Annotated in this window: 21 protein-coding genes and 1 pseudogene; 12 read left to right on the forward strand and 10 right to left on the reverse strand. The window is 65.3% G+C overall.

Annotated elements, in window-relative coordinates:
* Nucleotides 1-62: 62 nt before the first annotated feature.
* Nucleotides 63-4,238: a Calx-beta domain-containing protein gene (locus WM2015_RS03690; protein WP_169751089.1), complete on the forward strand. Its 4,176-nt coding sequence runs from the start codon at nt 63-65 to the stop codon at nt 4,236-4,238.
* A gap of 191 nt (nt 4,239-4,429) precedes the next feature.
* Here WM2015_RS03690 and WM2015_RS03695 read toward each other — a convergent pair whose 3' ends face one another.
* Both WM2015_RS03695 and WM2015_RS03700 read right to left on the reverse strand, forming a co-directional pair.
* Nucleotides 4,430-5,191, reverse strand: coding sequence for a hypothetical protein (locus WM2015_RS03695; protein ID WP_049724779.1), 762 nt, complete (start codon nt 5,189-5,191; stop codon nt 4,430-4,432).
* Nucleotides 5,192-5,348: 157 nt separating this feature from the next.
* On the reverse strand, nt 5,349-6,851 hold the full coding sequence (locus tag WM2015_RS03700) for a S10 family peptidase (RefSeq protein ID WP_082169405.1): 1,503 nt from the start codon (nt 6,849-6,851) through the stop codon (nt 5,349-5,351).
* 353 nt (nt 6,852-7,204) lie between these two features.
* Here WM2015_RS03700 and WM2015_RS03705 point away from each other — a divergent pair, with 353 nt between their 5' ends.
* From WM2015_RS03705 to WM2015_RS03715, 3 genes are read left to right on the forward strand one after another with little or no spacing between them, the layout of a single operon-like run.
* The gene (locus WM2015_RS03705; protein ID WP_211260957.1) at nt 7,205-7,879 is read left to right on the forward strand and encodes an RNA polymerase sigma factor; all 675 of its coding nucleotides are present in this window, start codon (nt 7,205-7,207) and stop codon (nt 7,877-7,879) included.
* Nucleotides 7,876-8,658 carry an anti-sigma factor family protein gene (locus tag WM2015_RS03710; protein WP_156200812.1) on the forward strand — a complete coding sequence of 261 codons (783 nt, stop codon included), beginning with the start codon at nt 7,876-7,878 and terminating at the stop codon, nt 8,656-8,658. The genes WM2015_RS03705 and WM2015_RS03710 overlap by 4 nt, the downstream gene beginning before the upstream one ends.
* Before the next feature lie 41 nt (nt 8,659-8,699).
* On the forward strand, nt 8,700-9,650 hold the full coding sequence (locus WM2015_RS03715; RefSeq protein ID WP_169751090.1) for a surface lipoprotein assembly modifier: 951 nt from the start codon (nt 8,700-8,702) through the stop codon (nt 9,648-9,650).
* A 39-nt stretch (nt 9,651-9,689) separates the two neighbouring features.
* On the opposite strand, the gene WM2015_RS03720 is transcribed toward WM2015_RS03715, so the two are convergent.
* From WM2015_RS03720 to WM2015_RS03740, 5 genes are all read right to left on the reverse strand, one after another.
* Nucleotides 9,690-11,693, reverse strand: a complete 2,004-nt coding sequence (locus tag WM2015_RS03720; protein ID WP_169751091.1) for a S8 family serine peptidase — start codon at nt 11,691-11,693, stop codon at nt 9,690-9,692.
* A gap of 241 nt (nt 11,694-11,934) precedes the next feature.
* Nucleotides 11,935-13,311: a hypothetical protein gene (locus WM2015_RS16110; RefSeq protein ID WP_049724783.1), complete on the reverse strand. Its 1,377-nt coding sequence runs from the start codon at nt 13,309-13,311 to the stop codon at nt 11,935-11,937.
* 143 nt (nt 13,312-13,454) lie between these two features.
* Nucleotides 13,455-14,015: a manganese efflux pump MntP gene (locus WM2015_RS03730; RefSeq protein ID WP_049724784.1), complete on the reverse strand. Its 561-nt coding sequence runs from the start codon at nt 14,013-14,015 to the stop codon at nt 13,455-13,457.
* An 89-nt stretch (nt 14,016-14,104) separates the two neighbouring features.
* Nucleotides 14,105-14,794 carry a VIT1/CCC1 transporter family protein gene (locus WM2015_RS03735; protein WP_049724785.1) on the reverse strand — a complete coding sequence of 230 codons (690 nt, stop codon included), beginning with the start codon at nt 14,792-14,794 and terminating at the stop codon, nt 14,105-14,107.
* Nucleotides 14,795-14,817: 23 nt separating this feature from the next.
* Nucleotides 14,818-16,062: a lipase family alpha/beta hydrolase gene (locus WM2015_RS03740; protein WP_049726965.1), complete on the reverse strand. Its 1,245-nt coding sequence runs from the start codon at nt 16,060-16,062 to the stop codon at nt 14,818-14,820.
* Nucleotides 16,063-16,164: 102 nt separating this feature from the next.
* Here WM2015_RS03740 and glgC point away from each other — a divergent pair.
* A pseudogene (glgC, locus tag WM2015_RS03745) lies at nt 16,165-17,421 on the forward strand (glucose-1-phosphate adenylyltransferase); the annotation flags it as partial.
* Nucleotides 17,422-17,509: 88 nt separating this feature from the next.
* Here glgC and WM2015_RS03750 read toward each other — a convergent pair.
* Together WM2015_RS03750 and WM2015_RS03755 are read right to left on the reverse strand one after the other, a co-directional pair.
* Nucleotides 17,510-18,919, reverse strand: a complete 1,410-nt coding sequence (locus WM2015_RS03750) for a glycosyltransferase (protein WP_049724786.1) — start codon at nt 18,917-18,919, stop codon at nt 17,510-17,512.
* A complete protein-coding gene (locus tag WM2015_RS03755) occupies nt 18,916-19,575 on the reverse strand; it encodes a uridine kinase family protein (protein ID WP_049724787.1) in 660 nt (219 codons plus the stop codon). The genes WM2015_RS03750 and WM2015_RS03755 overlap by 4 nt, the downstream gene beginning before the upstream one ends.
* Nucleotides 19,576-19,591: 16 nt before the next feature.
* Between WM2015_RS03755 and WM2015_RS03760 the strand changes: the two genes are divergently transcribed.
* Nucleotides 19,592-20,659, forward strand: a complete 1,068-nt coding sequence (locus tag WM2015_RS03760) for a DUF4922 domain-containing protein (RefSeq protein WP_156200814.1) — start codon at nt 19,592-19,594, stop codon at nt 20,657-20,659.
* 10 nt (nt 20,660-20,669) lie between these two features.
* Here WM2015_RS03760 and WM2015_RS03765 read toward each other — a convergent pair whose 3' ends face one another.
* Nucleotides 20,670-21,095, reverse strand: a complete 426-nt coding sequence (locus WM2015_RS03765) for an MAPEG family protein (protein ID WP_049724789.1) — start codon at nt 21,093-21,095, stop codon at nt 20,670-20,672.
* A gap of 114 nt (nt 21,096-21,209) precedes the next feature.
* On the opposite strand from WM2015_RS03765, the gene WM2015_RS03770 reads away from it, so the two are divergent.
* The 6 genes from WM2015_RS03770 to WM2015_RS03795 all read left to right on the forward strand — a co-directional run bounded on the left by WM2015_RS03770 (nt 21,210) and on the right by WM2015_RS03795 (nt 26,509).
* Entirely contained in the window at nt 21,210-22,604 is a 1,395-nt protein-coding gene (locus WM2015_RS03770) for a short-chain fatty acid transporter (protein WP_049724790.1), read from the forward strand.
* A gap of 13 nt (nt 22,605-22,617) precedes the next feature.
* Nucleotides 22,618-23,643, forward strand: coding sequence for a serine hydrolase domain-containing protein (locus WM2015_RS03775; protein ID WP_169751092.1), 1,026 nt, complete (start codon nt 22,618-22,620; stop codon nt 23,641-23,643).
* An 11-nt stretch (nt 23,644-23,654) separates the two neighbouring features.
* Nucleotides 23,655-24,719 carry a ribosome small subunit-dependent GTPase A gene (rsgA, locus tag WM2015_RS03780; RefSeq protein WP_049724792.1) on the forward strand — a complete coding sequence of 355 codons (1,065 nt, stop codon included), beginning with the start codon at nt 23,655-23,657 and terminating at the stop codon, nt 24,717-24,719.
* A gap of 140 nt (nt 24,720-24,859) precedes the next feature.
* Nucleotides 24,860-25,282: a transcriptional regulator gene (locus WM2015_RS16115; RefSeq protein ID WP_049724793.1), complete on the forward strand. Its 423-nt coding sequence runs from the start codon at nt 24,860-24,862 to the stop codon at nt 25,280-25,282.
* Nucleotides 25,279-25,869, forward strand: coding sequence for an RES family NAD+ phosphorylase (locus WM2015_RS03790; protein WP_082169411.1), 591 nt, complete (start codon nt 25,279-25,281; stop codon nt 25,867-25,869). Before WM2015_RS16115 ends, WM2015_RS03790 begins: the two co-directional genes overlap by 4 nt.
* 34 nt (nt 25,870-25,903) lie before the next feature.
* Complete coding sequence (locus WM2015_RS03795; RefSeq protein ID WP_049724795.1) at nt 25,904-26,509, forward strand: hypothetical protein; 606 nt, start codon at nt 25,904-25,906, stop codon at nt 26,507-26,509.
* The last annotated feature ends 4 nt before the right edge of the window (nt 26,510-26,513 follow it).

Raw genomic sequence — 26,513 nt, forward strand, 5'->3', positions numbered from 1 at the left:
GGCTGGGGGACAATGCTGTCATCACCGACAGCCTTGCTGCCGATGAGACTAGCTTCGGTGGCTTGTCCGGACTGACGCCGGAGGTGGTGGCGCTGGGACCGGCGGGTGCCCTGCCGCAGAACCGCCGTTTTGCAGCGGCATGGATCGAGCGGGTCGAGCAAGGCGGGGTGACGCATGAATATGTCCTGGCAGCGCTCGTCGATGGGGCTGGCAATGTCGTGACCGGGCCAAACCGTCTGGGGCGCTATGAATTCGAACAATCGGTTTCGAATCCATCGATCACCGTCGATGAACGGGGGTTCTTCACCGTGATCTGGTCTGCGCTGGAGATCGTCAGCAACAGCGATTTCACGCAGGACGTCTATGCCAGAACCTTCTCTTTCAACGCCAGCGCCACCAATCAGCTCTGTCCTTCCGATGGGGGCGGCCTGCAAGAGCCGCTGGTCAATCCGGCAGCCCTCTGGTCGAGCGAGGAAGTCCTTCCGACCACGACGGGCAACGCGATTCTGCAGCGTCCTCGCCTGCACATCGATGCGGATTCCGCCGCCTCGGGCCGCACGGTCATTCTGGTGGCCGACCATCGGGCCTCGCCCTATTGGGGGCTCTATGCGCTCAGTACCGAGCTCTTTGCGGGTACGCCACCGGCAGACGAAGTGCAACGCTGCGAGGATCCTTATGCCTATCTCTCCCGAGACCCCTTGACGGGCTATGACGTCACGACCTTCGTGACGGGCAATGCAGAGGCCAAAGTCCGGGGGAGGGTGGCGATCAATGAAAACAACAACCGCTCGGTGGTGGTCTGGCGGGCTCAGGAAGGGGGGATCTTCGGTCAGCGTCTTACCCCCTCGGGTCAGCTCGAGGGTGGCGAACTGACCATCGTGGCGCCTTCGGCGAATGTACAGCAGAGCTTCCATGATCCAGATGTCGACTATGCGGTGGACGGTACCTTCCGCGTGGTCTGGGAGCGGCATCAGTACCAGATTGGCGGTGGCAATCCAGCCGTCAGCGAAATCCTCATGTCGAACTTCACCGAAGACGGAAACGCCACGCAGGAGGCGGTGCTCGTGGATCAGGAGACGGCAGTGAACGGGCGCTTCATCCGATCGCTACGCTATCCCAGAGTCAACGCGTCTGACCTCGATGGTGACTTTGCCGTCAGCTATTCGCGACAACAGCAGACTTGCCCGCATGACAACGAAAACGACTTCGGTAATTGGTTCCTCAGCACCTCCTGTGCCGGTGACGCCTCCGATATCGTTTTCGGGCCCAACGGGGGCAGCTGCTCCCTGAACCTGACCTATACGAACACGAGCTCGACGGGATCTCGCTGCCGTGCGCGCGTGAATGTCGTTCCCTTTGATGAGGATACGGCCTTCCAGGGCCTGCAGCTGAGCCCGGACTCTCCCTGGGCCTGGGATGACTTCGGCAGCTTCGTGCGCGCGGTCACCCTGCAAGCGACCCCCAATGACTTCAGTATCGAAGAGCGCTGTGCGCTGATTACCTACAGCTCGCCCTACAGCCAACGGACTCGCCTTGTCCGCCAGCCCTGCCAGAACGGCTCCGGAATACCCTGTCGCAGCTGCGAGGAACAGGCCCAGGAACTGGGTATCGTTTTGCCCACGGATGAACTGCCTCCCGAGACTGCGTCGGTCGATCGGTCTGACGAGACGACCGGCCTGCCGCCGACCAACGACGTCGACGTTCGCCTGCGCTGGTTCGAGGCCGGGTATGAAAGGGACTCGGCCACGCCAGTACCGCCGGTCACCGTCAATTCTCACCCAAGAAGCAACGGTTCGACGAGCCTGGCCCTGAGCCGTAGCGGCGAGATGATGCTGGCCTGGATGGCCGTGAATGTGCCGGTGCTTGATGCCGAAGGAGTGATGGTTGGCGTCGAGGCGCAGCCACTGGTGGTCCAGAGTCTGGAGTCGCCGGTGGAGTTGAGCATCAATGACGTCGGTATTCTCGAGGGCCCCCTGGGCCGGGCGACGGCCAATTTCACGGTGTCGGCCAGCAAGCCTTATCCCTACCTTCCGACGGATTGTGCCGATGACGGCGATCCGATGACGCCGCTGCCGAGCACCCCCCAACCCTCGGTGACCTTGTTGACCGCCAACGATACGGCGACCTTCCAGAGTGGTGACTACGAGCGAACGACCCGGACCCTGACCTTTGCCGATCAGTGTGACCCCGAGCAGGAATGGCAGAGCCAGCTGGCCTTCTCCGTGCCCGTCACGGATGATTTGGTGTACGAGGATACGGAGTCCTTCTTCGTCGACATGTTCGATGAGACGAACGCGATCGTTGTTCGCCGCCAGGGCATCGGCGCCATTGTCGACAATGATCCTCCGGCCGTGGTCCAGCCACCCTCGGAGCAGGTGTTCATCTGCGAGGACGGCTCGCTGCCGAGCACGGCGGGCTCGCCACCGGGCGGTCCGCTGGTCTATTCCTGTGACGAGAACGCGGAGGCCACTGGCTTCGTTGAAATCCCCGTCGAGCTCTCGGTGGTCCAGGAGGTCGAAGGCTCGGTCGAGTTCACGACGGTCAACGGGGTTTCCTTCGGCACGATCGGAGGAGCGGAATCCGGCCTGCAGAACGACTACGAGCCCGTAATCGGTGAGCTCCAGTTCCTTCCAGGCAATGACAGGGCCTTCCTCTCCATCGACCTGGTGGACGATGGCTTTGCCGAATTGCAGGAGCAGTTCTTTGTCGAGTTGACCGGTTCGACCAACCTGACCTTGCCGGAGGGGGCCACACCAGAGGAAACCCTGGCCGCGCGCAGGATCACCGTGAACATCATCGACAACGACACCTGTTCGACACCGCCTCAGTGGGTGCTGGCCGATGGTGATGGCACGCCGGGTGCCGCGCCGCCGAGGCTGCCCCAGGCCGGTACCGAGGAAGAGCGGACGGGATATTTCTGCGTGATCAATGACGCGGTAGGTGGCTTCGGCGAATGTCCCTGGGCCACCCGTCTGGACATCGACCCCGATGACTTCGATGCGATCTGGCTGGAGCGGAAGGACATTCCCTTCAGCCCGCCGGAGGATTACCCATCTCCCCCGTCACAGCAGGAAATCGATGAGGGCGTGGCCGCCTGCGCTCAGGTGGCCGGCGCCACCGGTGCAATTCGTTACCGGGCCATCAGCGACAACCTCCCGACCGAGAACAACGAGCAGCCCGCCTCGAGAAGCGAACGCATCATCTTCGCCAACGGGGACCCTGCAACCGTCCCGCGCACGATCGAACAGGCCGGTAGCGGTGCCTGCAGCGCCACCATCACCCCGGCGGTCATCAGCGTGCTCCCCGTGGGTGGCGAGGTGACCCTGGATGTCGATTTCGGAGGGGTTCCGGGCTGCGAATTCAATCAATGGACGGCGGAGGTCATTCAGGGCGCGCCCTGGTTGAGCATCGACGAGGTGAGCAGCGGCGCTGGCAACGGCACCGTGTCGGTTTCGATCCAGCCTTTCGTGCTCGATCAAACCCCCGTGGGTGGAGCGGAACCGCCGCGCCGGGGTCGGTTGACCATCGCCAGCATTCAGGTGCCCGTCGAGCAAGAAGCGCCCCTCTTCGACCATTTCGATGACGGCATCCCACCCTCGTCGTCTGCCTGGTTCTACACCGAGCCTTCGGCCTGGTCAGAGCCGCTGGACGGTACCCAGCCGGGCAATGGAACGCATCTGATCGCGGATACGGACAGCATCGCGCGGCTGATCGCCGATCCGATCTTCGCGGGCTGCAGCCGCTGTCTGCTTGAATCGAGCGTCCGATTCGATCAGTTCAGCAAGGGCCGCATCACGATCTATCTCTGGTGGCAGGGAGAGGATGACCACCTCCGGCTGACCGTGGACGAGTTCCGGGATGAGTGGACCTTGACGCAGCGCGTGGATGGCACGGACCACGAACTGAGGAGGTATCTGAGCGATGTTCAGGTGGGCATCGAGTATGCCGTTCGCATCGAGTTCAGGAACGAGCAGAGTGGCCCCCTGATTCTGGTCGATGTGAGCGGTCAGGGAATGTGCACGACGCCACAGGCCGGGCCGAACGTCTGTCTGCCCTACGATGCGGATCCTGACCCGGACCCGATCGCTGTCGACTACGTGATCGGCAGTGGCACGGTCGGCCTGGAGGTCGAAGCGACGCGAGCCAGCTTCAACCTGTTGCGAGTGATTCGAGCCGATGGTGAGACCCCGGTCCTGCATCGATTGTTCAATGACCGTTTCGAGGTTCCCAGCAACTGAGCAACAGGCAGAAAGGGGAGCGAGCCGGCGACGGCTCACCGTGTACGACGACGTGGCGGCAGGCCGGTGGGTCTGCCGCCTTTTTCATGGGTCTGTCTTCGGTGTTTCGCAGATGGTTTCGGACCAATTGAAAACGGCCCGGAAGTCCGGGCCGTTGTCGTGCGGGTCGGCATGTCAGCCGATGGCGGGGATCAGTCCTCGCCGATGTTCATGTCCAGGGAGGGAATGCGCGCCAGCAGTTCGCTGCGGTATTCCCAGTCCTCGTGAAGCGAGTCGCCGAAGGCGTCCCAGAGCTCGTCGGCCCGCTCTTCGCCAGCGGCATCGGCAACGCCTCGATAGGCACTCGGACGCTCCTCGTCCATGGCCGCGAAATCCGCGTAGCGTGACACCACGAAGTAGTTGGGCTGGTTGCTGCTGCTGTGAAGGTTGCGATACCAGGCGCCCATGTGGGGGTGATCGGCTTCCTTGAGGATGTTGGTGATCTCACCGACGGTCTCGCGGAACTCGCGACCGTCCTCGACCCGGAACTGGTGCAGTTCCACCACCGTCGAGTCGCTGTATTCGCCGCTCCAGTCGGGCATGAAGCGCGCGTAGCGGGCTTCGAACTGACTGATATGCGGCATGATCTGCTCTTCGGCCATCGGCCAGCATTCGCGGCTGGCCTCGTCCTGCTCGCCCATTTCGGCGTAGTTGTCCATGCGGCTGACCAGATAGTAGTAGTCCCCGGCGCCGGTCACGTTCGACCAGACGCTCCAGCTGCTTTCGCCGCCGTTCTCGGTGTAGCAATCGTTGTAGGCGCGCATGGCTTCACGAAAGGCGCTGGTGTGGCCGACCTTGACGTCCAGACGCACCATGCGAAGCATGTGAGCATTGTCTTCCTGCGCCAGCACCGAATTCGAACTGGCCAGCAGCATGCCGGCGCTGATGGCCAGGCAGAGTTTCTTGATCTTCATGTTCTTGACTCCCTCTGAATTGATGCCCGGCCGTGCCGTCGCGGCACGAAAATGCCAGGGCCCTGTTCAGTAATGCGCTTTCTGCGCTTGAAAGTCGTCAAGGGAGTGCCGATGGAGCAAGACGCCGGGAGCGACGCCTTGCACCGTCGGACAGGATTCAGGGCAGGGCGGACTCGATGAATTCGACCAGGTCGTCGCGGTACTGGCGCAGGGATTCATCGTGGAGATACATCATGTGCCCGGCCGGATACAGATCGTAGCGGATGCGCTCGCGCGCCTCGGCCGGGATGTTCAGGTGGCGCAGGTAGTAATTGGTCGCGCCCACCGGCGTGGCCAGATCGTAGTAGCCCTGCTGGATGTGCAGGCGAAGGCCCGGGTTCATGATCATCGCCCGGGACAGGTCCGGCAGCAGGTCGACGGCGGGCTGCTGGCGGCCATCGGGATCGACATGGCTCCAGTCCCAGTCCAGCGGCCAGGCGGTGGTCTTGTAGTCCTCGTCGCGGCCGAAGTCCAGCTCGTTGTGCAGGTAATCGAAGAAGGCTGCTGTGTAGGCCGGACCGACCGCGGGAAAGAAGGGATCATAGTCCATGCGGTCGTTCAGGGCATTGATCGAAGGCCCGATGAAGCGCGAGTCGATGCGTCCGGCAATCAGGCGGTCATCGCGGGCGAGTTCCTGTACGAACTCCTGATGCGAGACGCGGAGATCGGCGCGCAGCCAGTAGTCGCTGCTGGTGCCCGTGTAGCGGGCCAGCTGCTCGGCGATGGCGCGCTTGCGGGCTTCGCTGATCGTGTAGCCGGCGGTGAGTGCAGGCAGGTACTCGTTCAGCGCGAACTCGTCCACTTCGGCCACGTAGGCGGCGAGGTCTTCCGGTCGATCTTCCAGCCGGTCGTGATACCAGGCCGTGGCCGCCAGGCCCGACAGGTAGAGCGCGTGCGGCAGGTCCAGGCTGCCGCCGTCCCGACCGGCCGAGGCCGACAGGAAGGGCGAGACCAGGATCACGCCGTTCAGGTTCATGCCGTGGCGGCTCTGCAGATGATGGGCCAGGCCGGCGCCACGGATTCCGCCGTAGCTCTCGCCGAGGATGAACTTGGGTGACGCCCAGCGGCCCTGTTCGGTGATGTACTGCTTGATGAAGGCCGCCACCGATTCGATGTCCTGATCCACGCCCCAGAAGCGGCTGCCTTCGGCCTCGCCGAGGGGCCGGCTGAAGCCCGTGCCGACCGGGTCGACCATGACCAGGTCGGCCACGTCGATGATGCTGAACGCATTGTCCACGCGCCGGGCCGGCGGCGGTGCGGCATAGCCGGCGTCGTTGACCAGTACCCGCTGCGGGCCGAGCACGCCCATGTGCAGCCACAGGGAGGAGGATCCTGGGCCGCCGTTGAAGGCGAACATGATGGGGCGTTCGGCCGCGGGTTGGTCGGTGTCCCGCAGGTAGGCGGTGTAACCGAAGCGGGCGATCGGCTCGCCCTCGTCTTCCATGATCAGCCAGCCGACGGTGGCGCTGTACTCGACCGTCTCGCCGTCGATGCGGATGCGGTGCTGGGTGGTCGATTGTCGAGGCTCGGCATTTGCCGGTTCGGACCTGTCGGCATGGTCGTCGGCGAAAGCGGAGGGTGTCAGCAGCAGGCTGAGCAGCAGAAGCAGGGCGCGTGGCATGAGGGGCTCCGGAGGAATCGGGTTCGAGCTTCGATCTTAACTCAGAGCCATCGGATGCGCCGTCCGGGCTCCTTTGCTGCCCGCGCGAGGCGCGGTGAAAAAAGTTCGGACCGTCGGGAATAGATCGGGGCGCTCGAACGTCATCCAGGCAAGAACGACAACAACGAGCTTGAAGATGATGATGAAGAACCGGCGCCAACGAAGCAATCTTGCCCGGCTGACCGTCTGGAGAGGCGTCTGTCAGCTGCGGCATCGTTGCCGTCAGTGGCACCACACCTGGTGGCTCTGGCAAGCCGGGATTCGCCGTCTTTCCGCCCAATCGACCCTGGTTCTCGATTCGGATCCGCGAGATCATGACTGAGTCGAGCGCGCATCCGGCCTGGTCGTTCGCCGAACCTGGCGCCGCGCAGCCTTCGTGGCGCGCCGAGTCGGCCGCCGGATTCGGTAAGATGGAACGCCCGCGGGAGCCATCGGCCCCCGTGCGGGAGGGTTTAATCGGACACGAGGGGCAGACGACGAGTGGGTCGGCATTGAAGCACTCGAACAAGGTACTGAAAGGGCTCCTGGTCGAGCACCTCGACGCATTGCGCCGGTTCTGCTTCTCACTGACCGGCAGCGCGGCCGACGGCGATGATCTGGCCCAGGGCACGGTGGAATTGTTGCTCGAGAAGGGTGTTCCCGCCGACGCGCCCTTTCTGCCCTGGATGTTCCGGGTCTGCAAGAACCACTGGATCGATGGCCTGCGCTCTCGGTCACGCACACGGACCGCCACGGCCGACGAGCTCGAGCGCCACCAGGATGCACACGATGGACAGGCCGACGCCTTTCATCGGATTCAGGTCGGTGAGTTGCAGCGCGCGGTCGAGCAGCTCGATGCCGATCAACGCCTGGTGCTGGGCCTCGTATCCGTCCAGGGGTTCAGCTACCGCGAAGCGGCCGAGATTCTGGACATTCCCATTGGTACGGTCATGAGCCGACTGTCGCGCGCTCGCAAGCGCCTGCTGGAACTGACCGAGGAGAACAAATGATGAACACCCAAGACCCGACCCGGTTCAGCATCGACGACGTCACCCTCTCGGCCTGGCTCGACGAAGAGCTCGATGCATCCGAAGCCCGTCAGGTGCAGGCGGCGGTGGACGCTCAGCCCGAACTGCAGCAGCGTGTGGCCCGGATGATGGTCAACGAGCGACGCCTGCGCGAGCACTACACGGACATGGCTCAGGCGCGCCCCATGCCAGAGGCCCTGACTGCCTTGCTGATGGATGACGAGCCGGCGCCCCGACCCTGGTTTCTCCGCCTGACCGACTGGAGCCTTCGAACACTGCCGCGTCCGGCCCTGGCGACGGCCGCGCTGGCTCTGGCCCTGGTCGTGGGAATCCAGCTGGGCGAGCAGGGTGACAGCACGCCTGCCCTGTCCCTGCAGGAGCTGGCTCAGGTCGATCCGGGCCATGCCTGGTTCGAACTGCTGGAATCCGCGCCCGCGGGCCAGACCGTTTCCCTGGACGGAGCGCAGCGGGGGCAGGTGGCGCTGAGCTATCGTGATGCCGATGGTGACTGGTGCCGTCAGTTCGAAATCCAGTCACCGGCCGAAGGCTCGGCACTGGCGGCGGTCGCCTGTCGTGCGGCGGGTCGATGGCAGATCGGCCTGGCGCAACCGGTGCCACTTCGCCAACAGGACGAAGATGTCTTCCGCGCCGCCAGCGGTGATCAGGCCCCGGCCATCGATGCCTATATCATGGAGCACCTGGCCGGCGACCTGCTGCTGGGCGCGGACGAGACCGAAGTGATCGAGCAGGGCTGGCCATGACCCGAAACGCCCACTCCCCACCCACCATCCGGAGCTGCCTCATGCCCCACGATTCATCCGCGTTCCCTTTCGCCGGCCCCATGGCCGGCGTTCTGCTGTCGGCCTTCTCACTGGGCGTGTCCAGCACCGGGCTTGCTCAGGAGGACGGTGCAGCCTGGCCGATCGAGGTCACCGTCGCCGCCGGCCTCCAGTACGACGACCTGGTCACGGTCGAGGAGCTGGACCAGGTGCGCAATGTCGGGGATGCGGCGGCCGTGCTCGATCTCGACCTGGACTACGAAAGGAACTTCGATCAGGGCACGGATCTGAGCCTGGGCTACAGCCTGTCGCAGAAGAGCTACTTCGATGAGTCGGAGTTCGACCTCCAGATCCACAATCTGAGCTTCGGTCTCAAGCAGAACTTCGAGCACTTCGATCTGGGCATCGAGACCTACCATGTCCAGGCCAGGCTCGATGGCGACGAGTTGCTCAGCTTTACCCACCTCTCGCCCTACTTCACTCGCTTCCTGACCCGTCGCCTCTACCTTCGCGGTTCCTACTTCTATCGAGACAAGGACTTCCCGGAGAACCCCGGGCGTGACGGGAACGTCCATGCGGCGGATGCGGACCTGTACTTCTTCATCGATGGCACTCGGCACTATGTCGTTGCCGGCCTGCGATACGAGGACGAAGACACGCGTGATGCGGCCTTCGATTATCGGGGGCAGCAGCTGGAGCTGCGTTATTCACGGCGCTTCGATCTGTATGGTGAGCGACCCGTCCGACTGCGCCTGGACTGGCGCTATGAAGACCGCGACTATCGCTCGGTCACGCCGTCCATCGGTCAACGCCGCGATGACCAGCGCCAGCGCTGGCGCGTTCGAGTGGACCTGCCGATCAGTCAGCGTCTGACGGCCCTGCTCAGCTACCAGTACCGCGATCACGAGTCGGATCTTCCATCGGCGGACTTCAGCGACAACCGCTTCGAAGCCCAGCTGGAGATGTCTTTCTAGTAAACGCGTACCCCGTCGCTCGGGACCGGGTCGGGCGTCTCAGCGCTCCGAATCCTGGTCAGGCTCTCCGGCGCCGGCCAGCAGGCTGGCGCCGGCCAGTCCCCAGCCGTACACCGGATCGGGCCCGGGCTCACCCAGGTCGACCACGTCGTCCTGCATCCATTCGATCAACTGTGCCGGGCTCGCCTCCGGATGAGCCGATCGATAGTGCAGCACCAGAGCGGCCACGAAGGGCGCGGCGAACGATGTTCCGGATCGGTCTCGGTAGGCATCGATGGCCTGAGGGTCGGCCACCGACAGGTTCACCCCGGGGGCCGCGAAGTCCAGGTGCTCGCCTCGCACCGCGCGCAGATAGACGCGATTGTTCCGGTCGACGGCGGTCACGGCGATCACGCCGGGGTAGGCGGCCGGGTAACGGGGGGCTGAGTTCGGGCCGTCATTGCCGGCCGCGGCGACGATCAGGATGCCTTCATCGGCCACCAGTTCGACTGCCCGCTCGAGCACCCGGTTGGCCGGCCCGGCCAGGCTCATGTTGATGACTCGCACGTCCTCGCCGCTCAGCCAGTCCATGGCCTGGACGAGCTGGTAGCTGGTGGAGATCAGCCCGAGTTCGGGTGCTTCGAAGAAGGCTTCGGCCGCGACCAGTTCGATGTCGGGCGCGATCCCCTGCAGGGCTTCCGAATGCCCGATCAGCAGGGAGGCCACGGCCGTGCCATGGCTGAGCTCCGGCGCTTGTTCGTCGCTCAGGAATGATCGGCGCCGGATGTGGGTGCTGTCGAGTGCTTCGTGATTCTGCGCGATCCCGCTGTCGATGATCCCCAGGCGAACCGGGCCCGTTGGCAGTGCGGGGTAGCGGTCTCCGGCCAGCCGCCTGGCCGAGTGCTTGTCCGCTGCCGACTCGGCCTGGCCCAGCTCGTAGCTGTGGTTGTAGTCGATGCTGGCCTCGGGCAGCAGTTGACGGACACGGTCCAGTGCGCTCTGAAGGTTCTGATCCCTGGGAACCAGCAGTCGAACCAGGGTGCTCTCGAAGCGGGGCAGGGCCTCGCGCTCCAGCTCTCGCCAGCCCGGCAGGCGATCCAGCTCGGGTAGATCCTCGTCGGCCGTCAGGATCAGCAGTTCGTTCCGAAGGATGGCTTCGCCTTCGTGGTCGAAGGCCATGTCGAAGACATCCTCGACCAGGCCATCGAGGGTGGCTTCGTCGAGCAGGGCTTCCGGTTCGGGCTCCGGTGTCTCGAGGCGATCGTCGGCCTCGTCCTCGGCCTCGTCATCGCTGCCTTCAGCATCGTCTTCGGCCTCATCCTCTGCATCGTCCTCGGCGTCGTCCTCGGCGTCGTCCTCGGCGTCGTCCTCGGCGTCGTCCTCGGCGTCGTCCTCGGCATCGTCCTCGGCATCGTCCTCGGCATCGTCCTCGGCGTCGTCCTCGGCGTCGTCCTCGGCATCGTCCTCTGCGTCGTCCTCTGCGTCGTCCTCTGCGTCGTCCTCGGCGTCGTCTTCGGCATCGTCCTCGGCGTCGTCCTCGGCGTCATCCTCGGCGTCATCCTCGGCGTCATCCTCGGCGTCGTCTTCGGCATCGTCCTCGGCATCATCCTCGGCATCGTCCTCTGCGTCGTCCTCTGCGTCGTCCTCTGCGTCATCCTCGGCGTCGTCCTCTGCGTCATCCTCGGCGTCGTCCTCGGCATCGTCCTCTGCGTCATCCTCTGCGTCGTCCTCGGCGTCGTCCTCTGCGTCATCCTCGGCGTCGTCCTCGGCATCGTCCTCGGCATCGTCCTCGGCGTCATCTTCGGCGTCATCTTCGGCGTCGTCCTCGGCATCGTCCTCGGCATCATCCTCAACGTCGTCTTCGACGTCGTCCTCAACGTCGTCTTCGACGTCGTCGTCAATGTCGTCCTCATTCAACAAATCGCCTTCGAAGGACAGGCCGAAGGTGCTGACGGTCAGGAATGCCCGGGCCGGGGCTGCCTTGACCGTCTGCCCGGCGACGAGGCCGAGGAAGGCCAGGCCCAGGGCCATCCATCGAATCGAGCTGCCCAGGCTTCGGGGCATTTTGTTCGCGCGCTTGTTCATGGGGTGAGTATAGGCCTGCGGGACCGGTTCTTTCATGCCTGCGCTGGCGCATCCAGGTCGGATGCCTCCAGCAAAAAAGCCCCGCCGGATCTGCTCGGGCGGGGCTGTTCCGGGATGAGGTGGACAGGACCGGCGACCTCGGAGGTCTGGCACCCGGGGCGGAGGTGCTGGGAAGGGGAGCCCACCCGGTCCATGTCTCTCTCAAACGCTGGCTAGGACATCAATCGTCGTCGCCGTCGTCATCCTCGTCATCGTCTTCGTCGTCCTCATCTTCATCCTCATCCTCGTCGTCTTCGTCCTCGTCGTCGTCATCATCGTCGTCATCGTCATCGTCGTCATTGTTGCCGTCGTCGTTGCCGTTGTCGTCGCTGCCCTCGTCGTCATCGTCATCGCCGACGCCAGGGGTGGACGGGAACTCTGCGCTGAGGAAGATGGTGCCGTTCTGCTCGATGGTGATCAGCTGGCCCAAGGGGTCGAAGTCAAGGAGCAGCTTGCCGGGTTCGACCGGGTTGCGGAACTCCACCTCGCCTTCCGTGCCGCCATCGACCTGGATCACTTCGATCTCGGCACGAAGCTCGCCACCGACCCAAAGTTCGTAACTGCCCAGATCCAGGTCTTCGATTTCGACGTCGAACTCGACGCGCGAGGCATGCTGTTCCAGTTCCGCATCCCCGCTGGCGTCCGGGTCAGGACCGACGTTCGTCAGATTGATCTTGGTTTCCGAACTGCCGAAACCGGGGGCGCCGGAATCGTCGTCATCATCATCGTCATCGCCAGGCGGGGCGAAGGCAGGATCGACGATGCCGCTGAACATGACGGTGCTGCCGTCCATGATCTCGATCAGCGCGCCCAGCGGCTCGAAGTCGAGCAGCAGATCGCTGTCATCCTGCGGGCTGGAGAATTCGATTTCGCCTTCGGTACCGTCATCGCTGGCCTGGACCTGAATGGTGCCGCGTTCGACACCGTCGACCATCAGGGTGTAGTCACCCACCGGCACGTCCTCGACCTCTACGTCGAATTCGACACGGCCCGGGCGTGACTCGTAGTCCGCCTTGGCCTCGGCGCCGGCGATGCCCGAATCGTTGGTCAGCCAGACGCGGAAGTCCATCACCGGATCGGTGCCGCTGCGGTTGTCGGCCACGGAGGCCGTGCAGGACACGCCGGCGGAGGCGGTCAGTCGTTCCAGCGGCATGCTGCCCGAACCGAACTGGGCATCGTTGCTCTCCCAGCTGACCGTGCCCTTGTTGCAGTCATCGAAGGTCAGCACCACCTGGCCGAAGGGCTGCAGGTTCACGTCGTTCGGGTCGAAGTTGGCGCCGAAGCGCGCGCCGACCGGACGCAGCATGTCCATCTCCAGACGGTTGCCCTTGATGTCGTTGTTGCCGATCAGCCAGACCTGGTTGCCGTCAGCGTCATAGGTGAACCAGAAAGCCACGGCCTGACCGCCGGGCATGACCTGGAGCTGGAAGCCCTGGCCGCTGGTGTCGGCGTTGAACCAGTTGCCGGTGAAGCCGCCGGTAATCATGCCGCTCTGGGCGGCGGTGAATGACGCCACCGACATCAGGCCGGCCAGGGTCAGTGTCTTGATCAGTTTCATTTCGATCTCCTCGTTGAATTGCGCGAAGGCTTTCGCCCGTTCCGGGTGCCTTGTTCATGTCCGGACGCTGGGTAAACGAGGGAGAGGCCGGATTTATTCCCGGTGGGCGCATAAAAATCGAAACGGTGAGCGCGGACGGGCGCTCAGAGCAGCACGTGATCGATCCAGATGCTCAGGCCGATGCCGATCAGGATCAGGCCGCCGGCGATTTCGGCGCGCCGGCCCAGCAGGCGGCTGGCGACGGGGCCGAGCAGGAAGCCCAGGGTGCTCATGATGACCGAGGTGGTGCCGACGACCAGGGCGGCCCACGCCGGGCTGCCGGCCAGGTAGAGGGCAACCCCGACCACGGCGGAATCGATGCTGGTACCGATCGCGGTCAGCAGGGTCAGGCCCAGTCCATCCGAGCGACGTCGTTCGTCGTCCTCCTCGTCGCTGAAGGCCTCATGGATCATCCGCCCGCCGATGAAGCCGAGCAACAGCAGGGCGATCCAGTGGTCGATGGCGCTGATCAGGGCGGCGAAGGTCGAGGCGAGCAGCCAGCCGAGCAGGCACATGGCGCCCTCCACGCCGCCGAAGATCACGCCGTTGCGCGTGGCCGGGGCCAGGCCGGGGCGGTGCGTGACGGCGCCGCGCGCCAGGGAGGCGGCGAAGGCATCGGCGGAGAGTCCCAGGGCCGTCAGGCCGAGTAATACGCCAGTCAACATCGATCAGAAACCAGGGAGGAGTGAGGCAGGGCGCAATGCGCCCGACGCGCATTCTATCGACAAGCGCCGGTCAACGCTCGGCCGTGGGCTCAGGCAACCACGCCGAAAACGCGGCCGACCGCCGCCGTCGCCAGCATGGCCAGGGCGCCCCAGAAGGTCACGCGGACCGCGGCGCGCAGGGGTGGAGCGCCACCCACCACCGCCGCCAGGCCGCCGAGGAGGGCCAGGAAGAACAGCGAGGAAACGGCCACCGTCGGCATGATCCACTGCACCGGCACGAGCCAGGCGGCGGCGAGGGGGAGGGCGGCACCGACCGTGAAGGTCAGGGCCGAAGACACGGCGGCCTGGATCGGGCGGGCGCGAGCGACGTCGTTCAGGCCCAATTCATCACGGGCATGGGCGCCGAGGGCGTCGTGTTCCATCATCTGGCGCGCGACTTCTCTGGCGAGTTCCGCATTCAGGCCGCGGTCCCGATAGATCCCGGCCAGCTCTTCGAGCTCGACATCGTGGTTCTTCTCCAGTGCCACTGCTTCGACGGCCAGGTCGGCGGCCTCCGTGTCGGCCTGAGAGCTGACCGAGACGTACTCGCCCGCAGCCATGGACATGGCCCCCGCGATCCAGCCGGCCACGCCGGCCAGCAGAATGGCCGTTGCGTCGGGTCCGGCGGCGGCCACACCGATGATCAGGCTGGAGGTCGAGACGATGCCGTCGTTGGCGCCGAGCACGGCGGCACGCAGCCAGCCGCTTCGATGGGAACGATGGGGCTTTTCATGAAACATCGACCGAGGCCCTCTGCCGCATACTAGGAACTGCCTTCCAGTAACCAGTCACGCAGCCGTGTATAGACTTCAGGGTGCTCGAGGAGTCCGAGGTGGTGGGTGTCTGCCACGATGAAGCGATCCGCCGAACTCAGCGCCAGTTCCTGGTCAGCGTCGTCATGCCGGCCCAGTGCGCTGGCGACGGGGACCAGACCGTCGCCCTTGAGTGAGCCGATCGGCGCGTCCGGGTTCGGGCTTCGAGTCGCCGCGATGCTCAGACAGCGTAGGCCCTCGGGCAGCGGCGTCGGGCGGCGGCTGTCGCGCCAGTGGCCATGGTCCACGCCCTGCCAGTCGGCCAGGGTCACGTTGCCGTAACGAAGATCGCGGATGCCGGCGCTGCGCAGGCGGCCAAGCTGGGTGAAGGGTGCGCTGTAGGGGCTGAGTTCGAGCAGGCGGTCCAGGCCATTGCCGAGGCGCTCCAGCGGCGCGCCGTGGTGGGGCGAGCCGAGGAAGATGGCACCGTCCACGCGATCGAGCCAGTCCAGTTCATCCTGTCGTGCCTGCTCGAGTGCGCTGCGGATCACCAGTCCACCCATGCTGTGGCCGAGCAGGATGAGCGAATCGATCGGTTCCGGCCAGGCTTTCAGCAAGGCGTCGAGCTTCCGGGCGAACTCCTCCCCATTGGTCGAAATCCGGCGGCCCGTGTTGTAGTGCAGATGCAGGACACTGCAATCCAGATCACTGGCCAGGGCCCGGCCGTGATCATGCGTCTCGCGCTGCCACTGGCCATGATGCATGCACAGACCATGAACGAGCACGACCACCCGGCGCTTGTGCTGGCCGGAAAGCTGGCGCGCAAGGACGGCGGCGTTCAGCTCCAGAACCCGGCCCTCCGAGCGCAGGGACATCGGAATGGCCAGTGGGCTGCCGCTGGCCTCGAGACGATCGCCGAGCACGCCGTTGAGCTTGGCGATCAGGCCGACGCGCAGCGCTGAAGATTCATCGTCCAGATCGAGATCCGGCAGTGCCCGCTGCACGAAGTCGAGCCCGAAGCCAACGCCCCGGGTCACGGTCCGGATGCTTCGATAGACCTGAGCGGTCAGTCCGCGAGTCCGCTTGATCGCCGCCTTTCCGAATGGCGGCGCCACGGCAGCGATCGTGGCGTGCATGGACTCCACGATGTCGGTTACGCCCAGCACCGCATCGATGGTCAGGCGAGTAGCCGCTCGGACATCGGTGCCGCCAGTGCGTGCGTCATCGAGGTTTCTTGAAGCTGCTGTAGGGGTCATGGCCATACTTTCGAGTCTACTCCTTTTCCGGCCTCCGGCCGCTCGGCGCGTCTACTGCCCGTATTGGGTACCATGAAAGGAGGCTTTGCAGAGGGCGCGCCCATGAGCGATGGAACACGCTACGTCAGCCGACTGACCCGCGAGACCCAGGCCCTGGTCCTGGCCGGTGGACGCGGATCGCGCCTGAAGATGCTGACCGACTGGCGAGCCAAGCCGGCCGTGCCTTTCGGTGGCCAGTTCCGGATCATCGACTTCGCCCTGTCGAACTGCCTGCACTCGAACATCCGCCGAATCTCGGTGATGACCCAGTACAAGTCGCATTCCCTGATTCGCCACCTGATGCGCGGCTGGAACCGCTTGAACAACGACTATGGCGGCATCCTGGACGTGATCCCGGCCCAGCAGTGGCTGGACGAGGAAAGCTGGTATTCGGGCACGGCGAACGCCGTCTACCAGGGCCTGGACATCCTCGAGGCCTATCACCACAAGTACACCCTGATCCTCGCCGGCGATCACATCTACAAGATGGACTACGGCGAGATGCTCGGCGCGCATGCCCGCAAGCGCGCCCTGATCACCGTGGCCTGCAATGTCGTGCCGATCGAGGAGGCGCATCATTTCGGGGTCATCGAAGTCGATGACGACGATCGCATCATCGGCTTCGAGGAAAAGCCCGAGCGGCCGAAGTCCCTTCCGCACGATCCCGAGCGCGCCCTGGTCAGCATGGGCCTGTACGTGTTCTGTTCGCGCTTCCTGCACGATTCCCTGGAGCGCGATGCCAAGGATCCGAACAGCAGCCATGACTTCGGCAAGGACATCATTCCCAATGCGGTGGCCTCGCGCGTGCCCGTGTTCGCCTTCCCCCTGCATCAAGCCACGCCCGGCAAGCCCTACTGGCGCGACGTCGGCACCATCGATGCCTTCTTCCAGGCGCATATGGAATTGCTCGAAGACGAACCGGTCATGGACATGAACGACCCGTCCTGGCCGATCTACACCAAACTGGTTCAATCGCCGCCGGCGCGCTTCACCGACCACGGGCCCGAAGGTGGCTGCAAGATCATCGACTCCATCGTCAGCAATGGCTGCGTCGTCTCGGACTCGCGCCTCGAGCAGACCTTGCTGTCCAGCGATTGCAGGGTGGCGCACAGCTGCCGTCTGGATCGGGTCGTGGCCCTGCCGGGCTGCGAAATCCGGGCCGGCTGTCGTCTGAACAATGTCCTCCTCGACAACGGCTGCATCCTGCCCGAGGGTACGGTCATCGGCATGGACCCGGACGAGGACGCCCGCCGCTTCCATCTCACCGACGGCGGAGTGGTGGTGGTCAATCGGGAGATGCTGGGCCAGGAACGTCGCTATCAGCCTGCCGACCTGAATCACATGCCGAACCTCGCCCGTAGACGGAGCAGCGGCGAGGAGGACGAGAACGACGACTGATCGGGCGGGCTCAACGCATACCGAGCCAGCGCTCGATGCGCTCGCGGGCGTCGAGGGGCGCGGGCGCGTCGATCGCATCCCGTCCTGTCCGGATGCCGGCCTCGATCACTTCCAGATAACGCTCGGCGGTGCGATCCCAGGTGTAGCGAGGCACGATGCGTTCCAGCGCCCGCGCCTGCAGCTCGCCCTGTCGTTTCAGGGCTTCCTGGAGGACGGTCGCGATGTCGGCGGGGTCCTCCGGATCGAACAGCAATCCCTCGCCCTGGCCGAAGACTTCCGAGGGTCCACCGTTGCAGGTGGCGGCCACGGCCAATCCGCAGGCGGCCGCTTCGATCGGGGCCAGGCCGAAGGGTTCGACGAGGGAGGGCAGGGCGAACACCGAGCCCTTGGCCGCCAGCACTCGATAGGTCCTCGCCAGGGCCTGCTGCGAGCCGATGTTGAGAAAGCGCACGCGATCTCGCAGTCCGGCCTCGTCGATCCGTGCCAGGATCGGTCCGAGCACGGCGCGTTCATCGTCGCCGAGACCGGCGAGCTGCGCCCAGGGGTCGTCGATGCCGCGGATGCAGATCACGAGACCGGCTCGCTCGGCCAGGCGCGGACTGCGGGCAAAGGCCTCGACGACGCCGGCGATGTTCTTCTTCGCGTCCAGGCGGCTGGAGACGATGACCTGCGGCCCGATCAGGCGTGAATTCAGGGCCTCGACCTCGTCGGGATCGTCCCGGCCCAGATCCGGGTGGAAGATCTGGCCGTTGATGCCCGGCGGGATCACGGCGAAGCCATCGAAGGCGCTCGGTGCCGCACCCCGGTAGAGCGGGTGGGCGTACTGTTCCTCGGCCTCGGCCCGGGTCGAAGTCACGACCCGGTCGGCCAGCTGCATGGCCAGGCGCTCGGCATCGATGCGCCGGGAGAACTGGAAGCGCGCGTCGAGCCTCGCCAGAGTGTCCGGCGACACCTTGAGCTTGTCCATCTTCTGCGCGCCCAGGGAATGTCCGGTAAAGGTGAAGCCGAGACCGGTGACAGCACGCAGCAGCACCGCCGCATAGCCGCCGTCGGCGTAATGGGCGGTGAAGTAGTCGGGCAGGGTGTTGCCGTAGTGGGCGCGGATCGCTTCGACATAGTCGGGCAGCACCGGCCAGAGCGCTTCCTTGGCCAGGAAGCCCGGCCCGCCGAAGGGCAGGCGCAGGATGCGAACCTGCTCGCCGAGTTCGCCGAAGTCCTCGTCGCGGCCGGCGAACTCGGGCCAGTCCGGGTCGATGATCTGACGGGTCAGGATGTCGACGGTCACGCCCTGGCGGGCCATCGCCAGGGCCAGCTCGCGGACGTAGATCAGCTGTCCACCGAAGTCCGGGTGCTCGGTCAGGTGCGAGTTGTCGGCGTCGAAGTTGCCCTGCGGGTTGAGAAAGGCGATGCGAAGGCTCATGCCCCGTCCTCCACGCAGCTGACCGAATAATCGGCATGCACGATCAGATCGGCCCGATCGCGATGCTGGCGGATGATCTCGTGCTCGATGGCCAGCACCCGATCGATGAAGGGGTCGAGTTCCGAGTCATGGCGCCGGCGTTTTTCTCGATGGGCGCGGGTCTGTTCGAGCGTGCGATCGATGAACACGCGCCAGTCGGCCTGTTCGAGCAGGCTGGTGTAGGTGCCTTCGGCGATGGCGATCCGGGCGCTCTCCAGCTTCAGGGTTTCCGAATCGATGCGATCCTCGGCGTAGATGACCAGGGGCTTGTCGATCTCGGCCTCGCCGCGCTTGAAGGCCGCCAGATGCTGATCGAGCAGGGCGAGGCGCACTTCGCCGGGGCCGACCCAGTCGATGTCCTGGCGTCGGGCCCGGTCATTGCTGTGCGGCGGATGCACGAAGTAATCGTCCTGCTGGAAGATCACTGCCTCGATGCCCTGATCGGCGAGGCAGTCGCGCAGCGCGGCGGCAGTCTCGGACTTGCCGCTGCCCGACTCGCCGGCGATGGTCAGGACCTGTTTACGATCGCCCTGGCTCAGCGCCGGGCCGAGCAGCGCAAGGATGCCTTCGGCGGCTTTGACGTGGTGGGCCTCGATGACCAGCTGATCTCCGTGCATGGCGACATGACCGGGAATGAGTGGAAGCCTCAGTATACTGACCGGCATGAGCCCGGACGCCCACCCGCCGAACGACGAGGCCAACTCGCTGGCCAGCTACGCCGAGCGCCAGGCGGAGCTGCAGGCCCTGCTCGAGCAGGAGCGGGCGAAGGGCGGGCTCGCTGCCGCACTGATGGCCTTGTACCGTCAGCAACTCGACTGCGGTTTCATCCGTGATCCGCTCGATGAGGTCCGGCGCTTCAGCTTCGAAGGCCGGGCCTACGCGGCCGATCACTTTCGCGTGCAGTTCAACCCCGCGCGGGCACGGCGTTTCGGTGGTGTCGGTCCGGCCCGGCCGCCGGAGGGCGTCGAGGTGATCAACGGGGGCTGCTTTCTGTGCCGGGAGAACATTCGCTGGCAGAGCCGTGGCCTGGAGATGGGCTATGCCCTTCCGAAGCCACTGGATCGCTACGTCGCCTGGATGAATCCCTTTCCGCTGGCCCCGGCGCATTGCATCCTGGCCAGTCACAGGCACGAGCCCCAGCACTGGCATGGCCAGGGCAAGGAGCTCGTGCAGCTGGCCGGTGAGCTGATCGACCTGGTCGATCAGCTGCCGGGCTGGATCGGGTTCTACAACGGCGTCGGTGCGGGTGCGTCCATTCCCGGCCACCTGCACCATCATCTGATGCCCCGCCCGGGCGGGCAGGCGGCTTTCCCCATGGAACAGAGCTTTGCGGCCTTCGGTCGGGACGGCTGGACCAGCAAGGTCTACCCGATGGCCTTCATGCACTGGCACGGCGAGGTCGCGTCGCTCAAGACCCGCCTCCGCCCATGGCTCATGGCCTGGCACGATCGGGTCGAGCGAGAGGCCACGGCGAACATCATCGTGCTCAATCCGGGCGAGGGCGAGCCCCTGCAGGTGGTCTTCGTGCCGCGCCATCCCGCGCGTTCACGCGCCGAAGGCCTGGGCGGGATGGTCGGTGCCTTCGAAGCCCTGGGCGAAATCATCTGCTCCAGCCCCGAGGAATTCGATCGCATCGAGCGCGGCGAGATCGACTATTCGACGATTGCCGGCATGCTGTCCCAGGTTTCGATCGCGCCCTAGTTGTGCAGTCTCAAGCCCCCGTCCCCAGCAAACGCCAGGCGGCCATCAGGGTCAGGGCGAGCACGACCGCGAAGCCGACCAGGAACAACGGCAGGCGGAAGCGGATGATGTTGCTGGTCGTGTGTACGAAGGCATGCAGGTAGCGCGAGACCACGAACACCCATGCCAGCACCAGCACGGTGGTCGTGACCGCCTGCATCTGGTGGAAGATCAGGCAGAGAGCCAGGAACAGCACCGGCAGTTCGAACTGGTTGGTGATGTTGTTCGAGGCCTTGACCACCGATTCGGGCCAGGCCTTGGGGTCGAGGGCCGTGCGCTTCAGGTCCACGCCGCCCTTGCCCAGTTCCTGTCGCTTGCGCACGGACAGAACGACATAGACCAGCATCACCAGCACGATCTGCCCGAGCATCGGTAGAAAGATCAGTTCCTGTTTCATCGATCGGGGTCCCTCCCTGGAATCAGAGTGGAGCATAGTCGATCAGGACTCCTGCCGTGATGAGGCGCCGCCTCGCTATACTCAGCGCCTGTCGCCTCTCGCGAAGCCACGAACATGCTGTCATCCCTGGGCCATCTGCTGTCGCATCGACTCCGTCGCTGGATTCCCGAGCCCTTCGTCTTCGCCGTTGTCCTGACCCTGTTGGTGGGTGTGGTGGCGATGCTGGTGACCGAGGCCGGCTTCACCCAGGTCACCCAGGACTGGTACCGCGGTTTCTGGATGCTATTGGAGTTCGGCATGCAGATGGTGCTGATCCTGGCCACGGGCTTTGCCATCGCCCTGTCGCCACCGGCTTCGGCCCTGATCGATCGCCTGGCCCGCCTGGCGCGCACGCCGGGCGCGGTCTACGTCGTCGTGCTCATCGCGGGTGGCCTGTTCAACCTGGTCAGCTGGGGCTGGACCGTGCTGGCCGCCGTGCTCGGTCGCGAGCTGGCGCGCCGCGTGCCCGGCGTGGACTACGCCTATCTGATCGCCTGCGTCTACATTTCCGGCCAGCCCTGGGTCGGCGGGGCGTCCAGCTCGATTCCTCTGCTCCTCAACACGGAAGGCAACTTCCTGATCGAGTCCGGCGTGCTGGCGAGCACCATCCCCACGTCCGAGACCCTGGGCAGCAGCCTCAACCTGGCCTATGTGGCCATGTATTTCCTGACCCTGCCGCTGCTGATGTTTCTCATGCGCCCGCGCGGGGAGGGCGTGCGGACCCTGGACGAACTGCGCGATCCCGAACAGCGCGAGGCGGGCTCGGTGGCCCACGAGGCCGAGTCCATGTCCATCGACGGACGGAGCCTGGCCGATCGCCTGAACAACGGCGCCTGGCTGCAGACCGCCATCGGCCTGATCGCGCTCTGGGTCGTGGCTCGGCACTTCTGGACCCAGGGCTTCAGCATCGATCTGAACATCATGATCTTCCTGTTCATCGCCTTGGGCCTGCTCGCCCACCGCAGCCCGATGCGTTACGGCCTGGCGATGAAGCGCGCCTGCGCGAACGCCTACGGCATCGTCTTCCAGTACCCCTTCTACGCCGGCATCATGGGCATCATGATGTTCTCCGGCCTCGGTGCCCAGATCTCGCTCTGGCTCGCCGATGGCGCCAGCCTGGAGACCCTGCCACTGATCGCCCAGTTCGCCGGGGCGGTGGTCAACTTCGCCATTCCCTCGGCCGGCGGCGAATGGGCCGTGATCGGCCCCTCGCTGACCGAAACCGCGCTCAGCCTGAGTGCGCATCTGAGCGCAGAAGAGCAGCAGGCCTACGTGGCCCGCATCGCCCTGGCCGTGGCCTACGGCGAGACCTCGACCAATCTGCTGCAGCCTTTCTTCCTGCTGGCCGTGCTGCCCGTGATGGGCGCCGGCGTGATCGTCCACGCCCGCGACGTGATGGGTTACCTGGTGTTGCCCTTCCTGCTGGTCTATTCACTGACAGCCCTGCTGGTCAGTGTCGTGCCGATCTAGGAGGCCGGGGACCTTGAGCTGCTCGACTTTGACCGCGACGGGCCTGGCGGCCTACTTCGATCCTCAGGGCCCTGGTGCCGCTCTGGCGGTGCTCGGTCCGGATGGGCAGTCCCGGATCGAATGCCGAGGACTGGCCGATCTGGAAACGCGCTGCCCGATTACCCCCGAAACCCTGTTCGACCTGGCCAGCGCGAGCAAGCCGTTCACCGCCCTGGCCACGCTCCGCCTGGTCGACGCCGGCTGCCTCGACCTCGACGCTGCGATCGTCGATTACCTGCCCGCGCTTTCTCCGAACCCGACCGCACGCCCCATCCGGGTTCGGGATCTGCTCCAGCACAGTTCCGATCTGCCGGACTACCTGGCCTCCGGACTGAACACGCCGCCCGAGGAGCGACGCCTGACCTTCCTTCATGCCCAGCTGGAGGCATGGTGTCGAAATGCCAGGCCGGGTCAGCGTCATGAGTACGCCAATACCAACTACGTGGTGCTAGCGCTGATCATCGAGGCGGTCACCGGCAAGCGTTGGGCCCAGCATCTTTCGGAAACGCTGATCGAGCCGCTGGGTTTGAGGAATACCTTTGCTGGTGGGCCGCCCCGGGGTCAGGTCCTGGCCCGGGGAATCCATAACTTCGGCCATGGTCTGGGTCGCTTCCATTCGGGCGAGTCCATTGCGCTCGATACGGTCGGAGATGGCGGGGTGTACAGCAGCTTGAACGACATGATCCGCTGGCAGGCTGCCCTGTGGCGCGGTGAACTGCTCGAACCGGGGCCCCTGGCCTGGATGCTCGAGCCCGGCCGTCTCGACGATGGCGAGCGCTTCGACTACGGCCTGGGGATGCAGATCGAGTCGGGCAAGGATGGGTGCATCTGGCAAGGTCACGGCGGAAGTTGGACCGACTCGACGGTGATGTTCGGTCGCTATCTGCCGGCGCAGATCTCGGTCATCATCCTGTCGAACGAGTTCATGGCGCCTGTGGAGCGAATGTCCCAGTGCCTGTGGCAGAACCTTGTGGCCAGTGCAGCGAGCGAAGAGGGGTAACTGAGGATTCCATGAACGATCGAGCGGTCGAGGCCTCGTTGTCGGTTGTCGAGCTGGGTTGGCGCCCCTGCTTCCAGCAGCAACTGGGCCTCGATGAACTCGAATTCCTGCGACCCGCGAGGGTCATCGAACAGCACCGCGACGCGGTCGTCGTCGCCGATGGCGAGGCGGTTTTCCGGATCGAACTGAATTCATCGATGGTGGATCTGGTGGTCGGTGACTGGATCCTGATCGACCCCGAGCAGCGCTTCCAGCGTTGCTTGGAACGCAGCAGCTGCTTTCAGCGCAAGGCCGCCGGCACGGGTCGAGCCACCCAGCGCATTGCCGCCAATGTCGATACGGCCTTCATCCTCAGTTCCATGAACGAGGACTTCAGCCTGAACCGCATCGAACGGTACCTGGCCCTGGTTCATGAGGCCGGGGCCGAACCGGTGGTGGTGCTGACCAAGCTTGACCAGGCCGAATCCCCTGACGCCGCGGCGGAACTGAGCGCCCGATTGCACCGCATCGACCCCCTGCTGGCCGTCGAAGCCATCAACGGCCTGGATGCAAGCAGTGCCGCGCAGCTGTCGCCCTGGCTCCGCGCCGGCGAAACGATCGTGCTCCTGGGCAGCTCCGGCGTCGGCAAGTCCACCCTCACCAACACCCTGATGCAGGCCGAAGTACAGTCCACCGGGGGCATTCGCGAAGACGATGCCAAGGGACGTCACACCACGACCCGGCGCTCGCTGATGGCCCTCCCGTCCGGAGCCCTGATCCTCGACACGCCGGGCATGCGCGAAATCCAGCTGGCCGATTGTCGCGATGGCCTGGCCTCCACCTTCGCCGACATCGAAGCCCTGGCCGAAGGCTGTCGCTTCAAGGATTGTCAGCACCTCGCCGAGCCCGCTTGCCGGGTCCGCGCCGCACTGGCCGCGGGTGAACTCGACGAACGTCGCCTGGCGAACTACCAGAAGCTGTTGCGAGAAGAGGCCCTGAACGCCGCCAGCCTGGCGGAACGGCGGGCGGAGAACCGGGCCCAGGGCAGGTTCTACAAGCAGGCCAAGGCCGAGTCGAAGCGCTTCAAGGGTCGGTAACCGGCCCCTTGCCACCTTTTCTGACGAACATCCTCATGCCCGATCGTCGCGTGGCAGCTGCCACCCGCGGCGAGGGCTGGGTTGACAAAAGGTTGCGGGCGGGCGACGATAGGACTCGCATCTATCTGTCTGGACGACCCATGCGCGATCCTCACCAGCTGGCCGTCGAACTCGCCGCCGAAGCGCCGGACCCGGCCTGGTTGCGGGCCCTGACCGATGATCTGGATCGCCAGCTTCGCCGCAGCCCACTGGAGCGTCTCCAGCGCCTCTGGGGGTTGTCGGCGGCCGAGGCCGCGAGCCTTTTCGGCGTCTCCCGCCAGGCCTATTCGAAATGGTTGCGTGGCGGCGTGCCCTCCGAGCGCGCGGCAGCACTGGCCGATCTGTCGGTCGCCACGGAACTGCTCGATCGTTACCTCAAGCGCGAGCGCATCCCGGCGGTCGTCCGGCGTCCGGCTGCCCTGCTGGGCAATCGTTCGTTGATCGAACTGGCGCGCAGTGGTGACCATGCCGCCGTTCGTCAGGCCGTGGCGGACATGTTCGAGCTGCGTCGCGTCCAGCCATGAGGCCTCGTCGGGTGCGGCTGCCCGACGGCCGGGTCTGGCTGCGGGTGGCCGATCCGGACTGGAAAGACCCCCTCGACCCATCCTGGGCCAGGGCGCAGGGCGGCCGTTGGAACCCGCCCGGTAGTCATTCGACCCTGTACCTGAACGCCGATCCACGGACCTGCCGCCTGCAGCTCGAGCGCCTGCTCGCCGGCTCGCCGGTGAGCGTCGATGACCTCGACGACGAAGCCTACGATCTGGTCGCCGTGACCCTGCCTGGTGGGCAGGTCTGTGCCGATGCGGTGACCGTCGAGGGCCTGAATGCCCTGGGCCTGTCCGATCGCTATCCCCTCGACGCCAGAGGCAACCCCGTGCCTCGGTCGCGCTGCCAGCCCCTGGGCCAGGCGATCCAGGCGGCGACTTTGCGCGGTGTCTGGTGCCGCTCGGCGGCCTCCAATGATGGCCTCGGGCGAGAACTGGCCTGGTTTCCGGCGCGGGCCAGTTCGCTAGCGCGAGCAGTCTGGCCCGTTCCGAAATCCCTGGGCGTCTGGCGCCATGCGGAAGACTGGTCGGCCCTGGGCCTGCTCGATCAAGCCGAGCCCGGATGATAGGCTGATGCCTTTGTCGCGAGGAGTCACCCCGATGCGGATTCGATGGCCAGCGGCGCTGCTGCTGCTGATTGTGACTGGCGTGAGTGCCGAGCGTCCTGCTGGTGCCACGCCCTGTGTGTTTCCCGACGTGGCCGGGATGACGCCCGTGCCTCTGCAGGCCGGTGCATCGGCGCCGGCGGGTATCGGCGGCGATCTGCCTGGCGGACGCTGGGAGTTGATCACGCTGCGCTATACGCCATCGATCCCGCTCACGATCGTCGGCGAGGGAATCAGCGCCATCGAGCTCGACGCCGTCGACGGCAGTTCCGGTATCAGTGCGGCGGTCCTGGATTTCGAGATCACCTCGCCCACGGCCACCACCCTGCAGCAGACGGGCGCCGGGCCTTACCTGGCCACCGGCGTCAACCTGGCTTTCACCAATGACTGCGGCGATGCGCTGGCGCTGGGTGGGTCGGAGTACAGCGTGGAAACCGACGGTCCGGACCCCATCCTGCGGCTCTGGGGTGCCTTCGACGTCCAGTTGACCGATCCCATCCCGATCACGGTGACCATTCAGCTGGAGGCGGTGTTCGAACTGGTCGAGCCACAGATCATCGAGGATCCGGTCTTCGAGGATCGCTTCGAGCAGCTGCCCTGAAGCC

The sequence above is a fragment of the Wenzhouxiangella marina genome (assembly GCF_001187785.1).
In the GTDB taxonomy this organism is placed as follows: Bacteria; Pseudomonadota; Gammaproteobacteria; order Xanthomonadales; family Wenzhouxiangellaceae; genus Wenzhouxiangella; species Wenzhouxiangella marina.